The organism is Neobacillus sp. Soil_C_43 (assembly GCF_057656715.1).
Window position 1 is genome coordinate 1 of record NZ_JBDGJV010000008.1, and the last position, 18,930, is coordinate 18,930.

The 18,930-nt window shown below is 41.1% G+C and carries 6 protein-coding genes and 1 rRNA gene; 6 read left to right on the forward strand and 1 reads right to left on the reverse strand.

Features of this window, described 5'->3' with window-relative positions:
• The first annotated feature begins 157 nt into the window (after positions 1-157).
• The 3 genes from rrf (at position 158) to AC3A54_RS12195 (ending at position 5,426) form a co-directional block, all read left to right on the forward strand.
• Positions 158-274, forward strand: a 5S ribosomal RNA gene (gene rrf, locus AC3A54_RS12185).
• 542 nt (positions 275-816) lie between these two features.
• Complete coding sequence (locus tag AC3A54_RS12190; RefSeq protein ID WP_487654649.1) at positions 817-1,719, forward strand: CPBP family glutamic-type intramembrane protease; 903 nt, start codon at positions 817-819, stop codon at positions 1,717-1,719.
• Between the two features lie 203 nt (positions 1,720-1,922).
• The gene (locus AC3A54_RS12195) at positions 1,923-5,426 is read left to right on the forward strand and encodes a DUF6359 domain-containing protein (RefSeq protein ID WP_487654650.1); all 3,504 of its coding nucleotides are present in this window, start codon (positions 1,923-1,925) and stop codon (positions 5,424-5,426) included.
• A gap of 121 nt (positions 5,427-5,547) precedes the next feature.
• Here AC3A54_RS12195 and AC3A54_RS12200 read toward each other — a convergent pair whose 3' ends face one another.
• Positions 5,548-6,153 (reverse strand): hypothetical protein, encoded by a 606-nt coding sequence (locus AC3A54_RS12200; RefSeq protein ID WP_487654651.1) that lies wholly within the window; start codon positions 6,151-6,153, stop codon positions 5,548-5,550.
• 1,161 nt (positions 6,154-7,314) lie between these two features.
• Here AC3A54_RS12200 and AC3A54_RS12205 point away from each other — a divergent pair.
• The 3 genes from AC3A54_RS12205 to AC3A54_RS12215 all read left to right on the forward strand — a co-directional run bounded on the left by AC3A54_RS12205 (position 7,315) and on the right by AC3A54_RS12215 (position 18,921).
• Positions 7,315-11,466 carry a S8 family serine peptidase gene (locus AC3A54_RS12205; RefSeq protein WP_487654652.1) on the forward strand — a complete coding sequence of 1,384 codons (4,152 nt, stop codon included), beginning with the start codon at positions 7,315-7,317 and terminating at the stop codon, positions 11,464-11,466.
• A gap of 357 nt (positions 11,467-11,823) precedes the next feature.
• Positions 11,824-16,038 carry a S8 family serine peptidase gene (locus AC3A54_RS12210; protein WP_487654653.1) on the forward strand — a complete coding sequence of 1,405 codons (4,215 nt, stop codon included), beginning with the start codon at positions 11,824-11,826 and terminating at the stop codon, positions 16,036-16,038.
• A gap of 351 nt (positions 16,039-16,389) precedes the next feature.
• Complete coding sequence (locus AC3A54_RS12215) at positions 16,390-18,921, forward strand: glucosaminidase domain-containing protein (RefSeq protein ID WP_487654654.1); 2,532 nt, start codon at positions 16,390-16,392, stop codon at positions 18,919-18,921.
• Positions 18,922-18,930: the final 9 nt, after the last annotated feature.

The following is an 18,930-nucleotide window of genomic DNA, read 5'->3' on the forward strand; positions in this document are numbered from 1 at the left end:
TCAGGTTGATAGGTCAGAGGTGGAAGCGTGGTAACATGTGGAGCTGACTGATACTAATCGTTCGAGGACTTAACCAATTTTTAAAGCGAACTCGTTTTTTACAAACACTTCTTCTACATTATCTAGTTTTGAGAGAACGATCTCTCTAACAAAATAGTCTGGTAACTATGGCGAGAAGGTCACACCCGTTCCCATACCGAACACGGAAGTTAAGCTTCTCAGCGCCGATGGTAGTTGGGACGAAAGTCCCTGTGAGAGTAGGACGTTGCCAGGCACGAAAAAGGACAGCTATATTAGCTGCCCTTTTTTGTGTCCAAAAAAAGTAGAGCCCCTGTCTAATGGCTCTACTATAGGAAGTTATTATTGTTGAACAATGGGACACCTTTTAACACCTATAACAAACGAGAATATGGAAAGAACATTATGATGATAATTGGCTAAGAATATGTTAAATTATTACTATTATATTCTTAAAGTTAGGCTCTGTTAAACTTGTCTGTTGATTTCCGCTCCAGGCACGAGCCGTTCGTGGGTGTTTCGGCGAGCCTCCTCGGAGAAAAGCGCCTGCGGGGTCTCCCCTGAACCATACTCCCACAGGAGTCTTCGTGCCTTCCGCTCCAATCAACAGGGTGTAAAAATCAACAATGTTTTTTAACAAAGCCTACAATTAAAGGAGACAAATCCGTGTCGAGAAAAAAGAAGTGGACGATTGCCTGTTTCCTTTTCCTGCTCTTTTTAAATGGGTTCGGGATACTAGCGGTCAATCTATTAGGTAAGTAGGAAGACTCTACAAATTTACAGGCAGGGAATGACATTATGATCTCTAATTTAGCAAAACCACTTTCAAAAAAACTACTTTTTGCGATGCTCATCGTGACGATCGGTGTGGAATTCCTTCTTTATCTATCCAGGTACAGCTATATGACAAGCTCACTGTATGATGGTGTCATGGTTGCTTCCTTTTTTATCGGCTGGAAGCTGTATCGCCGGCTCGGTAGCCCAGCGGACCCTCCCAAACGACCGCGGCAGATGATGATGCAATTTACCGGTGCTTTTCTTGTTTTCTTCCTTGGTAGTACGGTCATAAATATTTACTCAACGAATACATTTCAGGCATTTAGCGATGACTATGACCAATATGTGCAGGATTATGCGGAAACACAATCCTTTGAAGTGGATGGGGATGAGGAAGGAGCGCCAATTGACCCGGTATGGTCCTTTTTTGATAAGGTCGATACGATTGGCGCGGATTTATATGCTGATACTCTCGCTGGTTTAGAAGAAGTATGGCGGTTATCCTATATGATTCTCATCCTTATCGTTTTCAAGAAGCTCTTTCCTAAGCGCTGGAATAGCGGGCGCAGGGATCTATTCCTCATGATTTCACTATTTCTTACGTCGATTTTATTTGGCGTCGACCACACGCTGGATACGGAACAGCCATGGTCGATTCGAATCGGTGCAATCGTGACCTTCGCTAATATGGGGTTGTTATTTGGCTTAATTTTATTATGGACTCGTAACCTCTGGGTAACCGTCCTTGTTCATTCAATCTATGATATAACCGCCACACTGTCATGGTATTATATCGATTACGCAGTTGAATTCTTCGCTCTAGGTTGCTTGGCTCTTCACATCATTCTTTTTACTATAGAAAAAATACAGCAAAGAAGGATAAAGAAGAAAATTGGCGCGATTGAACTGGCACAATGGCCATAGCCATTGGGAAGGCAGAATAATAGAATGAAAGAGGCAGCCTTAAGGTTGTCTCTATTTATTTTGTTATAGCTTAATATCCCCAACTATACTACTATAATTATAGGAAAGCGTTTGTAAGATAGCAATTATTGTAAACGCATACATGTAGCGTAGGCAGGCTCGTTACAATCGAGAATCAACAAGAGAAAAGGGAGGCATAAGGAGTGAAATTAGGCAAAAAACAGCTGTTTATTATTACCACTATGATTATGTTACTCGCAAGCTATGTATTGCCTTACACAAGCAGGGCAAGCGCAGCGGGAGAGTATCTTACTGTAACAGAAGCTTTAGCGACAAGTACCGGAACGACTGTTACAGTTAAAGGGTATATTGTGGGCTATACAAAGGGGACCAATTCGTTTACATTTACGGCTCCTTTCGGTGGTGATACGAATCTAGCCATTGCAGATAGTCCGACTGAAACGAATCCTGCAAAGATTATGCCAGTAGAATTAACGAAGGATTTCCGCACAACCTTCGGGTTACTGACTAACCCGGCAAACGTTGGAAAGGAAATCGACATTACGGCAACAACCGCAGCATATTTTGCAATGCCAGGTTTAAAGTCGCCAACGAGTATTTCCTTCACTGGAGAAGGAACACCAACTGATCCTCCTCCAGTCGAGCCACCACCGGTAGGAAGTGGGGATGGATTGAAAATCTCAACCATCCAAGGGACTGCTCATACTTCACCATATGTAGGGCAAACGGTGCAAAGCGTTGAAGGTATCGTTACCTATGTGGTTGATGCTTCCAACTTCTATATGCAGTCTGGAGTTCCAGACGACAATCCTGCGACATCTGAGGCAATCCTTGTGAATCGCTCTAGCCATGGTGTGTCGGCAGGCGACCTGGTTGCCGTGGATGGAACGGTAAAAGAAGTCAACCTTGATGGCTATAGTGATCGTTCTTCAACAGACTTAACGATGACAGAGATTGCAGCGACAACAATTGAGAAAAAAGCTAGTAGCGTGGCCTTGCCATCTCCAGTGGTAATCGACAGAAATACGATCCCCTCCCAAGTAATTGATAACGATCAGTTTGCTACCTTTGATCCAAGTGAAGATGGTATTGATTATTATGAAAGCATCGAAGGCATGCGAGTGTCACTAGAAAAACCAACCGTAGTCGGGCCTCAAAAGAATGGAGAAGTTCCTGTTATTGTAGGCCAGGTGGATGGCAAAACCTACACGAATGCAGGTGGAACTTCCCTGACAAAGGATACATCGAACCCAGAACGATTGCAGCTCTTGATCGGTGACAGAAACTATGTGACCAAAACTGGTGATTCATTCGACGGCACGGTAACAGGTGTTGTCAGCTACACCTATAGCAATTATAAAATACTAATCAAGAATGGAAGCCTACCGGCTTTACGACAAGGTCCAAATGCTCGTGAAACGCTTCAATTAGAAAAACAGACGGACAAGCTGATTATTGCCAGCTATAATATTGAAAACTTTAGCGCAGCAGACACTACAAAAACCAATAAATTAGCTGAGTCTTTTGTAACGAACCTAAAAACACCTGATATTATTGGGCTTGTAGAGGTTCAGGATAATAACGGTGAAACCAATAATGGTGTGGTGGATGCCTCTGCAAACTATTCAGCTCTCATTAATGCAATTAAATCAGCAGGTGGTCCGGCATACAATTGGACAGACATTGCACCTGAAAACAATAAGGATGGCGGTGCTCCTGGTGGAAACATCCGTGTCGGCTTCTTATATAATCCGGAACGGGTGACATTGGATATAGGTGCACCAAAAGGAACAGCCACCCAGGCTGTCGGGTATGAAAATGGCTCGTTAACCTTGAATCCTGGAAGGATTGATCCGACGAATTCAGCGTTTTCTTCCAGCCGTAAACCGTTGGCGGCAGAATTTACATTCAACGGAGAAAAACTAATTGTCATTGCCAACCACTTTAACTCCAAGGGGGGAGACGAGGCACTATTTGGGAAACACCAGCCTCCTGTCCTAGGCAGCGAAGCACAGCGCATTAAAATTGCCCAAGTAGTCAATAGCTTTGTAGCTGATGTTCTAAACAAAAACGCTAAGGCAAATGTCGTTTTACTTGGAGACCTAAATGACTTTGAATTCTCCAATCCACTAACTGCTTTAAAAGGCGAAATTTTAGACGATTTAGTGGAGACCGTGCCTGTAGCAAGACGCTATTCCTATAACTTCCAAGGAAATGCCCAGGTCTTAGACCATATTCTTGCAACTAAAGAATTAGCTGCTGGAGCTGAAACGGATTTCGTCCATATGAACTCTCAATTCATGGAAGCCCATGGTCGTGTAAGTGACCATGATCCGGTTGTTGCCCAGTTTGATTTTTCTGTGGAAAAGGAACCAGGGGATGAGACTGATCCTGTTGTAGTCCCGCCAACAGGCTGGGTGGAAACCGACGGCGTTTGGTATTATTACGATGAGAACGGCGAAAAACACACAGGCTGGTTGGAATTAGAAGGGAAGACGTATTACTTTAGTGAAGACGGAGTAATGTTCCAAGATAACTGGAGTAGTATAGCAGGAAACTGGTACTTCTTCCAGTCAGATGGAGTGATGAAAACAGGCTGGTTGGAACTAGAAGGGAAGACGTATTACTTTAGTGAAGACGGAGTAATGTTCCAAGATAGTTGGGGTAGTATAGCGGGAAACTGGTACTTCTTCCAGTCAGACGGAGTGATGAAAACAGGATGGCTGGAACTAGAAGGAAAAAAGTATTTCTTAGGACAAGATGGTATGATGCAAATAGGCTGGGTGACCATTGAAGGTGCTAACTATTACTTCGGCACCAATGGAGCCATGCAAACTGGATGGGTGAAATCAGGAGCAAATTGGTATTACCTAGGCCAGGATGGCATCATGCAAACGGGTTTAATTGAAGTAAATGGAAAAACGTACTTTTTAGGACCAGACGGGGCCATGCAAACTGGCTGGGTGGAAATAGACGGATTTTTGCACTACTTCTATGCAAACGGTCAAATGGTTGCAGGCTGGGCTGAAATCGGTGAAGAGACATACTTCTTTGATGATGATGGTGTCATGTTTATTGGCATGTATGACATTGATGAGGATGTTTACTACTTCGATGAGGACGGCATTCTTCAAACAGGCTGGATTGAATCCGAGGGAGAACATTTTTACTTTGACCCTGAGACAGCGGCTATGGTGACTGGTTGGGAAAAAATCGATGGACAGTGGTACCTTTTTGATGAATACGGTGTCATGCAGAAGAAGTGGGTGCGTGATGGCGTAAAGTGGTATTACTTAAACGAGAATACCGGTGCGATGCAGACTGGCTGGGTAAAGGATCAGAATAAATGGTACTTTATGTCCTCCAGCGGTGCAATGCAAGTCGGATGGGTAAAGAGCAACAATAAATGGTACTATATGGATCCAACAAAAGGAATAATGAAGACAGGATGGGTTAGTGTTAATGGCAAATGGTACTACTTAAATACCAGCAGCGGTGCGATGCAGACTGGATGGTTTAAAGAGGGTGGTAAATGGTACTACCTAAATACCAGTAGTGGAGCCATGCAAACCGGCTGGTTGTTTATCAGTGGTAAATGGTACTATTTTTACAAAGATGGAAAAATGGCTGCCAGCACCAAAATCCAAGGCTACAAATTAGGTGCAGACGGCGCGATGATTCGTTAAAAGACTTTTGAGCTGACTCTTTTATTAGAGTTGGCTCTTTATTATATAGGAGCTTTTTAATGAATTCCGCATTTTGATAGAGACTTAAAAAACAGCAACCCTTTGGCCACTGTCTGTCTCACTAGAATTTGTATTGATAAACCTTTGAATCTATCCAATACTGAATCATTCCGTCCTCTTCTTGAGTGTATTTGATCTCTGCTTTTTCCAATGCAGTTGTTAAATTTCCAATAGCAATCTCTCGGCTAACTTTTAGCTCTAATAATTTTTTATTAACCTGAATCTCATCTCTATTCTCTTCCTCAGCGAGATAGGTAAGCAAGTCTAGTCGTTGTTGCATCACTTGGAGCAAATCTTGTTTATGTACACTTAAGCTAGCAGGAGCCTTTAAGTTGCTCGCTTTTTGCAAGAGTTCAGCTTGCATGACAACTGCTTGCTGAAGCACTGGGGAATTTTTTTCGGTTATGTTAATGAATAGATTCGTGCTTTGTTTGTTATAGGATTGTTCGATTTTTAAAAAGGAAACAATCTCTTCCTGATTTGCTGTGGAAAAGTCTAGCAGCAAAAGACTACTAATTATGACCATGCATATTCCACTTATGATATAAAACAACGTTTTCTTAGGTCTTTTATTGGAAGAAGGCTCTTCATCTTTGCGCTGAATAGTGGCATTTACCTGCAGCTCCTCCAGTTCTTGTTTCACTTTTTGTTGTGCGGGAGTTAGCATCCTTCGCCCTCCGTTTTTGTAGAATAGTAGAAACTATTACTATCCTACTATAAAAAGACACAAAAAATCCATTTATTCCTGAATTTTACTGTAAGAACATAGGTAATTTGCACTTTTTAAGCAAAGGCTGTGTTAAAGAACAGTGTTGATTTTTACACCCTGTTGATTGGAGCGGAAGGCACGAAGACTCCTGTGGGAGTATGGTTCAGGGGAGACCCCGCAGGCGCAAGCGCCGAGGAGGCTCGCCGAAACACCCACGAACCGCTCGTGCCTGGAGCGGAAATCAACAGGCAAGTTTAACAGAGCCTAAGCAAAAAAAAGAGGCTGTTAGCCAGCCTCCTTGAAGAATAGTCGTTTTCGCGGTCTGTTCCAGACTTTTATATAGGTATTTCCTTCTGTACATCGAAACATTTTAATTCCAATAAATTTGAGAGGAGTGAATATCTCCTTTATATGCAAGAGTGGCATTCTATCAACCCCCAAAGTTAGTATCAGTTTTGATATACCTTATTTTGGAAGTTAGTAACACTGTTTCCTCTCGCCAAATGTCGACTATATTCGAGTTCAACAATGAATTGGTAGTGTTTGCTCAATTTAAAAGATTACTCAGCATGTGCTAATCGAATAGTTGATAGGAAAAAAGATAGAGACAGAATACATATCGATTTTCGAGCTTTTTTATTTTTCTAGTATAAGGCTTATTACTTTTCACTTTTATAATTATTCGTGAAATTTATTATTTCAGCACTGCGAGATTTATTGAAGTTCTTGTCAGGTTAATTCGATTTTCAAGCGAAAAAACAATATCTAAGACATTTTGTGAGTCACTTTTATCAAAAAAACGAGTTTTTGCGGTTAAACCAACTAATCCTTTCTGACAAAGTAGGTTAGGAAGCCCTATAATCCGATAAAATATCATCCCTTTAAAGGGGTAAATTCATAGCGAAAAGCACTTGTAAGGTTGCTATTTATGTTACTATGTCGAATATTGCGAAAATATTTTTCTTCGCACATCGAAAAACTATTGACCTTTACTACAATAAAATACTAAAATTATATTTGTATATTCCGACTTTTCTAAATAGTAGGGTGATTTGACCTGAAAGTAGATTAGTAGGGAAAATATTGTTATTACTATTTTAATAGGGGGGAAAATATTTAATGAGCAAAAAGAACTACAATAAGAAACGCAAAATTGCTACATACGCATTAGCATCAGCTCTTGTATTATCTAACTTCAGTTTCGTTTCTCCAACTTCCGCTGCCTACAAGCCAGGAGATCTAGAATCAAAAATTCAACAATTGGTGCAGCAGCAAAAAGCAAGTGAATCCTTCCAAAACCAGCTAAAGGCTAAAAACCTAAGAGCCGACCTAAAGGCGACTGATAAGGTTCGAGTCATTGTTGAAGTAGAAGGACAAACAGCTGTTGAGTATGCGACAAAACAGGGAAAGCTATACAAAGAATTATCAGAAGATAAAAAATCTTCTTTCTCTACTAAAGCAGAAAGCCAACAAAAGTCTGTTAAAGATAAAATCGCAGCTAAAGGGGTAACCGTTAAGTACAAGCAAAAATTCTCAACTGCTTTTAACGGATTCTCTGGTGAGATTGCTTATGGTGATCTTGATAAAATCGAATCTGTTTCAGGTGTAAAAGCTGTTTACTTAGCAAACGAATATAACCGTCCTAAAGTTGAACCAAATATGAAAACAAGTCATAACTTCATTGAATCACGTACAACTTGGGAGAAAACTGGCTTTAAAGGTCAAGGTATGGTGGTTGCCGTTATCGATACTGGTGTCGACCCATCACACCGTGACTTCAAATTAACAGATGTTTCAAAAGAAGGATTAACAAAAGACGAAGTAGCAAAAGCAGTTGCTGACAATGGCTTAAAAGGTAAATTCTATACAGATAAAGTGCCTTTCGGCTGGAACTATTATGACGGCAATGACACGATCCTTGACTTAGGACCTGGTGCAAGCATGCACGGTATGCACGTTGCAGGAACTGTAGCAGCTAACGGGGACGAAGCAAATGGTGGAATTAAAGGGGTTGCTCCAGAGGCGCAAGTTCTTGCGATGAAGGTATTCAGTAACGACCCAATTTACCCTTCTACATGGTCTGACGTGTATCTAGCTGCGATTGATGATTCAATCAAGTTAGGTGCTGACGTTCTTAACATGAGTCTTGGTGATGTTGCTGCATTCTATCAAGAAGATAGTGCAGAAGACCTTGCTATTCAAAGAGCTACTGCAAACGGTATCGTTTGTGCGATGTCTGCAGGTAACTCTAACCATATCGGAGACGGCTGGGATAACCCATATGCTCAAAACCCTGATATCGGTGTTGTAGGTGCACCAAGCTTAAATCCTGACGGTATTTCTGTAGCCGCTTCTGGTAACGAAGCATTTTGGTATAAAACAAATGTTACAGTTGATGGGTTATCAGGATTCACTAGTGTAGGTCAAGGAATTGATGATTGGGAAAAATTAGCGGCTGCTCATGACGGTAAGCTTGAAGTTGTTAGCCTTGGCGGAGAAAAATTGGGAACTCCAGAAGATTATAATGGTGTTGATGTTAAGGGTAAAGTTGTTCTTGTACCACGTGGTACTTTATCTTTCTTTGATAAAACTGTAAATGCAGCTAATGCAGGAGCGGTTGGAATTATTGTTTATAATAAAACAAACGGCTTCTTCTATGAAGATCAAGGCGGCTGGGATGTTCCATTCATGTTAATTTCAGGTGCTGAAGGCGCTACATTGGAACAACAAGTTGCTAACGGTCCTACGTACATTCATGTGGCAACTGCAAACAAGAAGGATAGTCCTGAAATGGGTCGTATGACAAGCTTTACATCATGGGGAACTACACCATCCCTAGACTTAAAGCCTGAAATCACAGCTCCTGGTGGAAATATCTATTCAACAGTTAATAATGACAAGTACACTGTAATGAGTGGTACTTCTATGGCATCCCCACACGTTGCCGGTGGATCTGCTCTTGTACAGCAGTACTTACAAACAGACGCACGTTTCAAAGACCTGTCTGTCGCAGAGCGTACGCATCTTGCAAAAGTATTGTTAATGAACACAGCTAAAAATATTACAGACTTAAATGGTCAGCCATTCTCACCTCGCCGTCAAGGTGCTGGTATGATGCAAACTTATGCGGCTGTGACTACACCTGCATATTTTGTAAATAAGGCTACAGGTAACGCTAAAGTTGAGTTGAAGGACTTCACATCGAAGCAATTCGAAATGAACTTCACTGTTAAAAATATCTCTGACAAATCTGTTTCTTATTCCGTAAACACTGATGTGTTAACAGATACGATTCAAGATTACGCAGATGGCAGCCCTGAGTATAATGCATTAATCGCAGGAGACCTTGCAGGTGCGAAGGTAGATGCACCAAAAACTGTAACAGTACCAGCAGGTAAATCTGTTGACTTTACAGTTAAGGTTGACTTCTCAGATGCAAAGCTTCCTGGTCTTGATAAAGATGGTAAGAAAACACTTCTAGATTTAAGAGAGAACATTTTTGTTGAAGGCGCTGTAACATTAGTTGGTTCTGACAGTACGGTTCCTAACCTAACAGCTCCATATGTTGGCTTCTACGGTCACTGGGATGAGCCACAAATCGTGGATGGATTTGCTACACTTGGCGAAGATCGTTACTTCGACCTGAAGTACATGTTTAAGGGCGGTACAGATGTAGAAGTAGATGGTGAAAATTTCGGTAAGTCAGTTGATAAAAAGTTCTATGCATTATCCCCAAATGGTGATAAAAAACTAGAGACGATTAACCCAATTCCGTCATTCTTAAGAAATGCTGCTGAAGCTCAGTTCAACATTTTGGACAAGGATGGCAATCAGCTTCGCCGTGTGAAGGCTGAATCTGATGTTTATAAGAGTGCATACGATGCAACTCCTGGAAATGGATTCTCCTATAAAGCAGACCGCGTATGGGATGGTAAAGTAAAAGGCGAAGTCGTTAAAGACGGCCTATACTACTATGAAATCAAAACGATTGTTGACTATGCTGGTGCTAAATGGCAATCTAAGAAAATCCCAGTCTATGTTGATACAACGGCTCCAAAAGTAACTGCAACCTATGATCCTAAAGAATCTGTGGTATCTTGGGTAACTAAAGAAGAAGGAACTGGAGTTCAATTATATGGTGTATTCGTAAATGGTCAGCTTGTTGGAACTACAGATGGCAAGACAAATTCTTACAAATTAACTGCTGCACCTGAAAAGGCAATTGTTGAAGTAGTAGCTGTTGACAATGCTTTCAACTACGGAGATGATACTGCTGCAATTGGTGATGTTGCAAATCCATTAATCGTTATCACTAACGGTGAAAAGGATTCACATGGGGATTATGTACCGAATTCTCCATACCCATGGGGTGCTTATGATACGAAAGAAGTAGAAGTGAAAGGTTTCGTGTCAGATGATATCGGTTTAAAAGGATTAAAAGTAAATGGGAAGTCTGTTGACTTCACACTTGGTGAAGATGGAAACTTCCACTTCTCAACTACTGTTACATTTGAGAAAGATGGTCTGTATGACGTACAAGTGGAAGCAACTGACCATTCAAACAAAGTATTCTCAATTGCTCGTAAGGTATATGTTGATACAACTAAACCTGTGATCAATGTAAACGCACCTGAAAGAGTAGATAAGAAGGTAGATAAAGTTACCTTGAAGCTAAACCTACAAGATAACTTCAACTACTTAAACTTCTACGTAGGTGAGGATCATGAGTTTGAAGTGCCTCTTGTAAGCCCTGTGGATGTATTAAAACCATTAAGCAAGGATTACGAAGTAACACTTCCACTTAAAGAAGGCGAAAACAAATTTACGTTAAGAGCTACTGACCTTTCTGGTAACGAAACTGTGAAAGAAGTTGTCGTTAACCGTAAAGATGCTGAAAAGCAACCAGTAGTTAAAAACGGCTGGAGCTTTGAAAGTGGTTCTTGGTACTACTATGTGAAAGATGTAAAGGCTACTGGCTGGGTGAAAAATACAGACGGTAAGTGGTACTTCTTGAAGAAAGACGGCAAGATGGCTACTGGCTGGGTATTCGATGGTGGTGCTTGGTACTACTTAACGAAGTCCGGTGCAATGAAGACTGGCTGGTTATTAGAAGGTGGCAAGTGGTATTACCTAAATGGTAACGGTGCTATGGCTACTGGCTGGAAACAAGTCGGCAACAAGTGGTACTACCTATACAAATCAGGTGAAATGGCTGCTAACACAACAGTTGATGGCTATAAGCTTGGTAAAGACGGAGCTTGGATTAAGTAATTTCCTCTCCAATAAGGGGCGAACAGACCTAGTCTGTTCGTCTTTTTTTTTTACATTATAAGAATGAATTACATTCGACTTCGAGAATTGTCCAGGTCCAGCGCCTAGCCCCTCGGGTCAAATAACCTTAGGCAATAACAGTCAAAAGGCGGACTTTTCTTGCCTAAGAACATTTGCCTGTCGGGGCTGATTAAGGCGCTTCCGCTTTTCTAATTTATTCTATTAAAAAAACATTGACCGGTTTCTTTGACTCTACTAAAATTGGATTAGCATTTAGATTTTTCTTCCAATTTTACAAGAGACTACTAGATTAGAATAATTTAGGTGTGTATATATTTAGAGGGGGAAGACAAGGGTATGAGCCTAAAGTCATTTAAAAAGAAAAGAAAGATTGCCTCGTATGTCTTGGCATCTGCTTTGGTTCTGTCAAACCTTGGTCTTGTTGCACCGGCATCAGCAGCAACACCAACACAAGCACCAAAAAAAGACTATGCACCATTGATTGAACAGTTTAAACAACACTTGAAACTAACAGACGGAAAGAAAAAAATGAAGAGTCAGATAAAGGCCAATTTCAAGGCGACTGACAAAGTCCGGGTGATTGTTGAAGTTGATGGCCAAACACCTGTTGAACAAGCAACCGAGCAGGGCAAGCTGTACAAAGACCTTCCTGAAACAACAAAAGCTTCCATAGAATCAAAGATTAATAAACAACAGAAAACGGTGAAGGATAAAATTAAAGCGAAAGGTGTCAAACTTACATATAAGAATCATTTTTCCACGGCTTTTAATGGCTTCAGCGGTGAAATGAAGTTTGGTGACCTGTCAAAGCTTGAAGAAGTAGAAGGCGTCAAACATGTTTATTTAGCTCATGAATACAAGCGCCCACTTGAGACACCAACGATGAAAAACAGTAAATCCTATATACAGACAAGTGCCACTTGGGCCGATGCAGGTCTGAAGGGTGAAGGGATGGTCGTTTCCGTTATCGATACAGGTGTCGATCCATCACACAAAGACTTTATACTGACAGACGCGACAAAAGAAGGGCTATCAAAAAATGAAGTAGATAACCTTATTAAGCAAAAAGGTCTTAAAGGTAAATTTTTCACTGATAAAGTACCATATGGCTATAACTATTTTGATCAAAATGACACCATCCTTGACAAAGGGCCTGACACAGCGATGCACGGAATGCATGTGGCGGGAACGGTTGCTGCCAATGGAGATGAAGAAAATGGCGGCGTGAAAGGGGTAGCACCTGAAGCACAGCTTCTCGCGATGAAGGTGTTCAGTAATGATCCACTCTTCCCATCGACTTGGTCAGATGTGTACCTAGCGGCAATTGATGATTCAATCAAGTTAGGTGCTGATGTCATTAACATGAGTCTTGGTGACGATGCTTCTTTTTATAATGAAGAAAGTGCTGAAGATGTAGCCATTACACGAGCTACAAATAATGGGATTGTTTGCGCAATGGCTGCCGGAAACGCCGGGGCGATCTCCTACGGCTGGGGTGAAAATCCATATTCTAAAAATCCGGATATCGGTGTGGTTGGTTCACCAGGATTAAATCCTGATAGTATCCAAGTAGCTGCATCAGGAAATCTTGCCTACCAATATGAAACGGCACTCACTGTCGACGGCATCGAGGGATTTACTGGTGTTGGATACGGAGTGGATGATTGGACAAAGCTTGCAGACGAAGGTCAACCATTGGAGTTGGTGAGCCTTAACGGAGGTTTTGGTTATCCAGAGGATTATAATGATATTGATGTTGCAGGGAAAGTAGTTCTTGTGCAACGAGGGGAACTATCATTTGCAGATAAAGCATGGGTTGCTGCAGAAGCAGGGGCAGCTGGAATTATTGTCTATGACAAGGATGGCTCTGTTTTTTATAAAAACCAAGGCGGCTGGGATATCCCGTTCATGCTCATTTCACAAGCTGAGGGTCAGACACTTGAGGCAGCCATTGCAGAAGGTCATACTACGTTGCACGTTGCTCAGTTAGATCGTCAAACCGATCCTGAGTCAGGGAGGATGACCGATTTCTCATCTTGGGGAACGACACCAAGTCTTGAACTGAAACCGGAAATCACCGCACCTGGTGGGAAAATTATTTCTACATTAAATAATAATCAATATGGGGAAATGAGTGGCACGTCTATGGCGTCACCACATGTGGCTGGAGGAGCAGCACTTATTCAGCAATACTTGCATCAGGACAAGCGTTTCAACACGCTTACTGTCAGCGATCGTACTCATTTAGCGAAAACCTTATTAATGAACACGGCTAAAGTAATTACGGATGTAAACGGCCAACCATTTTCTCCACGCCTGCAAGGTGCCGGGATGATGCAAACGTATAATGCCGTAAAAACCCCTGTTTATGTGGTTAATAAAAGAACTGGCCAAGCAAAGGTAGAGCTGAAGGATTTTACCTCAACCAATTTTACGATGACCTTAACTGCTAAAAATATTTCAACAACCGATTTGACTTATAATGTCCTTACCGATGTGTTAGCAGATACGGTTCAGCAAAATGCAGAGGGGGAAAATCATAATGCCCTAATTGCTGGTAATCTTGAAGGTGTTAAGATCGATGGACCAAAAACAGTTACTGTTGAAGCCGGAAAGTCAAAGGATATAACAATCCATGTAGATATTAGCCAGGCAAAGGTTCCTGCTATTGATGCGGATGGGAATAAAACAACAGTAGCCCTGCAAGAAGATATGTTTGTGGAAGGCTTTGTTCGTTTGGTAGATAGTGACAGGGACATTGCCGGGAAAAAGGAATTAAGCCCTGATTTGACTATTCCGTATGTCGGCTTCTACGGCAAGTGGGATCGTCCTTCTATCTTGGATGGCTTTAAAGATCTTGGTGAATCTCGTTTCTTTGATCTTCAAGGGATGTTTGAAACCGAAGATGAAGATGGAAATACAGTTGAAGAGCCTGTTCATGATATGCTTTCAGATGATTGGTTCCTGGAACCTGTACCAGATAGAGAAGTATATGCCTTTTCGCCCAATGGTGACTGGCTCCATGATGACATTAACACATTGCCATCACTCATGCGAAATGCAGCGGATCTTCAATTTAATATTTTGGATGAAAATAAAAAAGTGCTTCGCCGCGTAAAAATAGAAAAAGATGTACGGAAGAGTTATTATGCAGACGGATATGGTATGCCTTATTCCTATAATTATGACCGAACGTGGGATGGTACCGTAAAAGGACAAACAGTACAAGACGGTTTATATTATTACCAAATCAAGTCTGTCATTGACTATGCCGGTGCACAATATCAAACAAAGGATATTCCTGTGCTTGTCGATACAATCGCACCGCAAATTAGTCCAAGATATAATGAGAAAACTTCATCGGTTGTTTGGGATACAGTGGAGCAGGGATCTGGTGTGGCTGCTTATGGTATTTTTGTAAATGGCGAATTGGTTGATGAAGTAGAGCCAGATGTCAACCGCTATAAATTAACTGATTTACCAGAAAGCGCAATCGTTGACGTGCTTGCATATGATTATGCCTATAATTTCGGCGGTGGTACGGTGGCAATTGGTGATGTGGAAGATGCTGCCCCAGTTATTTATGTAGATGATTGGACAACCGTTCCATACGGGGCCTATAACACGAAGGTAGTTCCGGTTGCAGGTATGGTTCAAGAAGATTTAGGCTTGAAATCACTGACGGTGAACGGAAAAGAAGTAAAAACCACATATTACGGAGGAGCATATGCGTTCTCAACAAATGTTACCTTCGAAAAAGACGGGTTCTACGATATTATCGTGAAGGCAGTGGACAGCAAAGATCAAACCACGTCGATTTCACGGAAGGTGTTCATCGATACAACTGCACCTGCTATGAACATTGATGTACCAAAGCTTGTTGCGGAAAAGGTGGAAGAGGTTACTTTGAAGCTTAACCTGAAGGATAATTACAACTATTTATCTTTATTTGTTGATGATAATCACGAATACGAAAAAGCCGTGGTGAGTCCTGTGGATGTGATGGTACCGGCTAACGATAATATAGAGGTAAAGGTACCATTAGAGTTAGGCGGAAATAAAATTACTCTTAAACTTCGTGACCTTGCTGGTAACGAAACGGTTAAGGAAATCGTGATTAACCGTGCAAATGTAACGGGCTGGAAACAGGAAGCTGGTTCTTGGTATTACTATAAAAATAGTGTGAAGGTAACAAACTGGTTAAAGGACCGCAATACATGGTATTACCTTGGCAGTGATGGGAAAATGCAAACGGGCTGGATCAAATACAAGAATAAATGGTATTTCCTGAACAAATCAGGTGCCATGGCTGTGAGCCAATGGGTGCTGTACCAAAATAAATGGTATTTCTTAGGTGGAGATGGAACCATGCAGACCGGTTGGATTGCTCCAAAAGGAAAGTGGTACTTCCTAAATACAAGCGGTCAAATGGTCACAGGCTGGAAACAAGTAGGCAACAAGTGGTACTACTTCTATACCAACGGCCAATTAGCGACTAACACCACGGTCAATGGTTTCAAACTTGGAAGTGATGGCGCTTGGATCAAATAAAATGAACAAAAATGAAGACAGGCAAATGCTTGTCTTCATTTTTGTTTTTATATAACCCAATATTTACCACTATATGACAAAAATACTAATTACGACACAATTTTCAATTTTTTGTTGAAAAATCTTCTCAAAATGAGAAAATAATAGAGTATAAATATATATAATTAATAGGAGGTTCGAATTTTATCCTTTTTAAGGACAGCAAGTTCTTGAGTTTGGAAATTAACTTTATTTCCCATATCCAGAAATATGGTAATTTAGTATAATCATCATAGAAAATTTGTGAATTTACCTAGCTTAAGTAAAAATAGATAGTTTTATAGAGAGAGAATTTATATGGGGGGAAAAATATTGAAGAAAAAACGTGTCACAGCGTTAGTCCTGGCAACAATGTTGTTCTCTTCCACAGCTTCAGGTGCTTCAGCAGCTGGAACTTATACCTGGAAGTATCAGAATAACAGCTGGTATTATCTATCGCCAACAGGCAAGGCTGTAACGGGATGGGTAAAATATAATAATAATTGGTACTATCTTGGAAGTAACGGTGTAATGAAAACCGGTTGGCTCCTGGATAAAAGCCTATGGTACTTTCTTGATAAAAAAAGCGGCGTGATGAAAACAGGCTGGCTGAAAGATAATAATGTTTGGTATTACTTATTACCAAGTGGCGTGATGAAAACAGGCTGGCTGAAGGATAATAATATTTGGTATTACTTATTATCAAATGGCGTGATGAAAACAGGCTGGCTCCTCGACAAGAATCTCTGGTACTTCCTCGATACAAGCGGCGCCATGAAAACAGGCTGGATTGTAGACAAAGAACTAAAATACTACTTAAATCCAACTGGTGAAATGGTAACCGGACAAAAAATTATAGATGGAAAGCCATATGTGTTTGCTTCTTCAGGTGCCCTAAATACGAACCCTATCAAGGGCTGGTTCCGTGATGGTTCCATCGTTTTGTACTTTGATCAAGATGGTGCCATGCATACAGGCTGGTTAGAAGATGAAACTAGTAAGTATTATTTTAATCAAGATGGACGGATTCATACAGGATGGTTAGCCGAAAATAATAATAAATATTTCTTTGCTGAAGATGGTAAGATGCAGATTGGCTGGTTAACCGATGGTGATCGACGTTATTACCTTGGTACTGATGGAAAGATGCAAACCGGCTGGCTGAACGAGGGTGGAAAGACATATTACCTAGGTACGGATGGAGTCATGTATAAGGGTTGGCTGACTGAAGGCGAGAATAAGTTCTATTTCGGCAGTGACGGTGTCATGGCGACAGGCTGGCAAACAATTGGTGATGCCCGTTATTACTTTGGTGAAGACGGTACCTTACAAACCGGCTGGCTAAATAATGGAGGGAACTCCTATTATTTAGGCACGGATGGAATCATGTATAAGGGCTGGTTGACCGAAGGCGAGAAAAAGTTCTACTTCGGTGAGGACGGAATTATGCTTACAGGACTTCAAACCGTTGAAAACCAAATCTACTATTTTGGCACAGACGGAGTGATGCAGTCTGGTGGCTGGATATTAGTCGATAATAAATGGTATTACCTAGGGACTGATGGTAAAGTACTTAAGGGCTGGTTGACCGAAGGTGATAAGAAATACTATCTTGGTGCTGATGGCGTCATGGCTGTTGGTTGGATCCAGGATAATGGCATATGGTATTATTTCTCCAGCAATGGAACCATGTCCACTGGCTGGGTGTATGTAAAGGAAAAATGGTACTACTTGAATGCTAATGGGGAAATGCAGACCGGCTGGCTAATTGATAATGGTGCAACCTATTACTTAGCTAGTAATGGTGTTATGTATACTGGTTGGTTAGCGATTGATAATAAATGGTACTATTTCGATACCAATGGCAAAATGATCACAGGTGAAAAAGTTATTGATGGAAAAACATATAATTTCTTTGGGAATGGTGTTTTAAATACTGGACCTGTGGTGATAACAACGAAGTATAACTATACGTTCCAGGAAATGCTCAATATTGAAATGACTAGAACCCCACAAACTGATAAGTACAGATATGCTAAAGCGTATGTCAGCAGTGAATATGTTCTGAAGGATGCATCAGATCCAACTAAAGGTGTGGTGACATCGACTACACCGCTCAATGTTCGAGAAGACACGAATACTTCCGCTTTCATATTCGGAACTTTGAAGAGTGGGGCCCAAGTGACGATCGTTTCAACAGTTGGAACATGGTATGAAATCAAATATGATACATGGCGGAACGCAAAGGATACGGATGTAAGCTATTATCTTAATCCAAATACCTTTAGTTCAACGAGCAACGAGTATTTCCAATTCCTGCTGTTAAATAAGAGTGCTGGAACGACTGCAAAGGATTTAAACGCTAAGACACTCACTGGAAAAGGGATTTTAGAGGGAAGAGGACAGGCGTTTATTGATGCAAGTCAAAAATATAGTGTGAATGAAGTGTATCTTATTTCACATGCTCTCCTTGAAACAGGGAATGGTACGTCCCAGTTAGCTAAAGGTATCTTGGTTGATACAGTGGATGGAAAAGCAGTGGAACCAAAAACGGTTTACAATATGTACGGAGTAGGTGCGATTGATAGCTGTCCGAATACATGTGGTGCGCAATATGCCTATAAGCAGGGGTGGTTTACACCTGAAGCAGCCATCATTGGCGGAGCCCAATTTATTGGAAATGGTTATATTAATGCTGCCACACCACAAAATACTCTGTATAAAATGAGATGGAATCCATTAAATCCTAGTCATCAATATGCAACAGATATTGGCTGGGCGGCAAAACAGACGAACAATATTAAAAAAATCTACGATTCATTAAGCTCGTATACGTTATATTATGATATTCCTCAATATAAGTAGATGAATAAA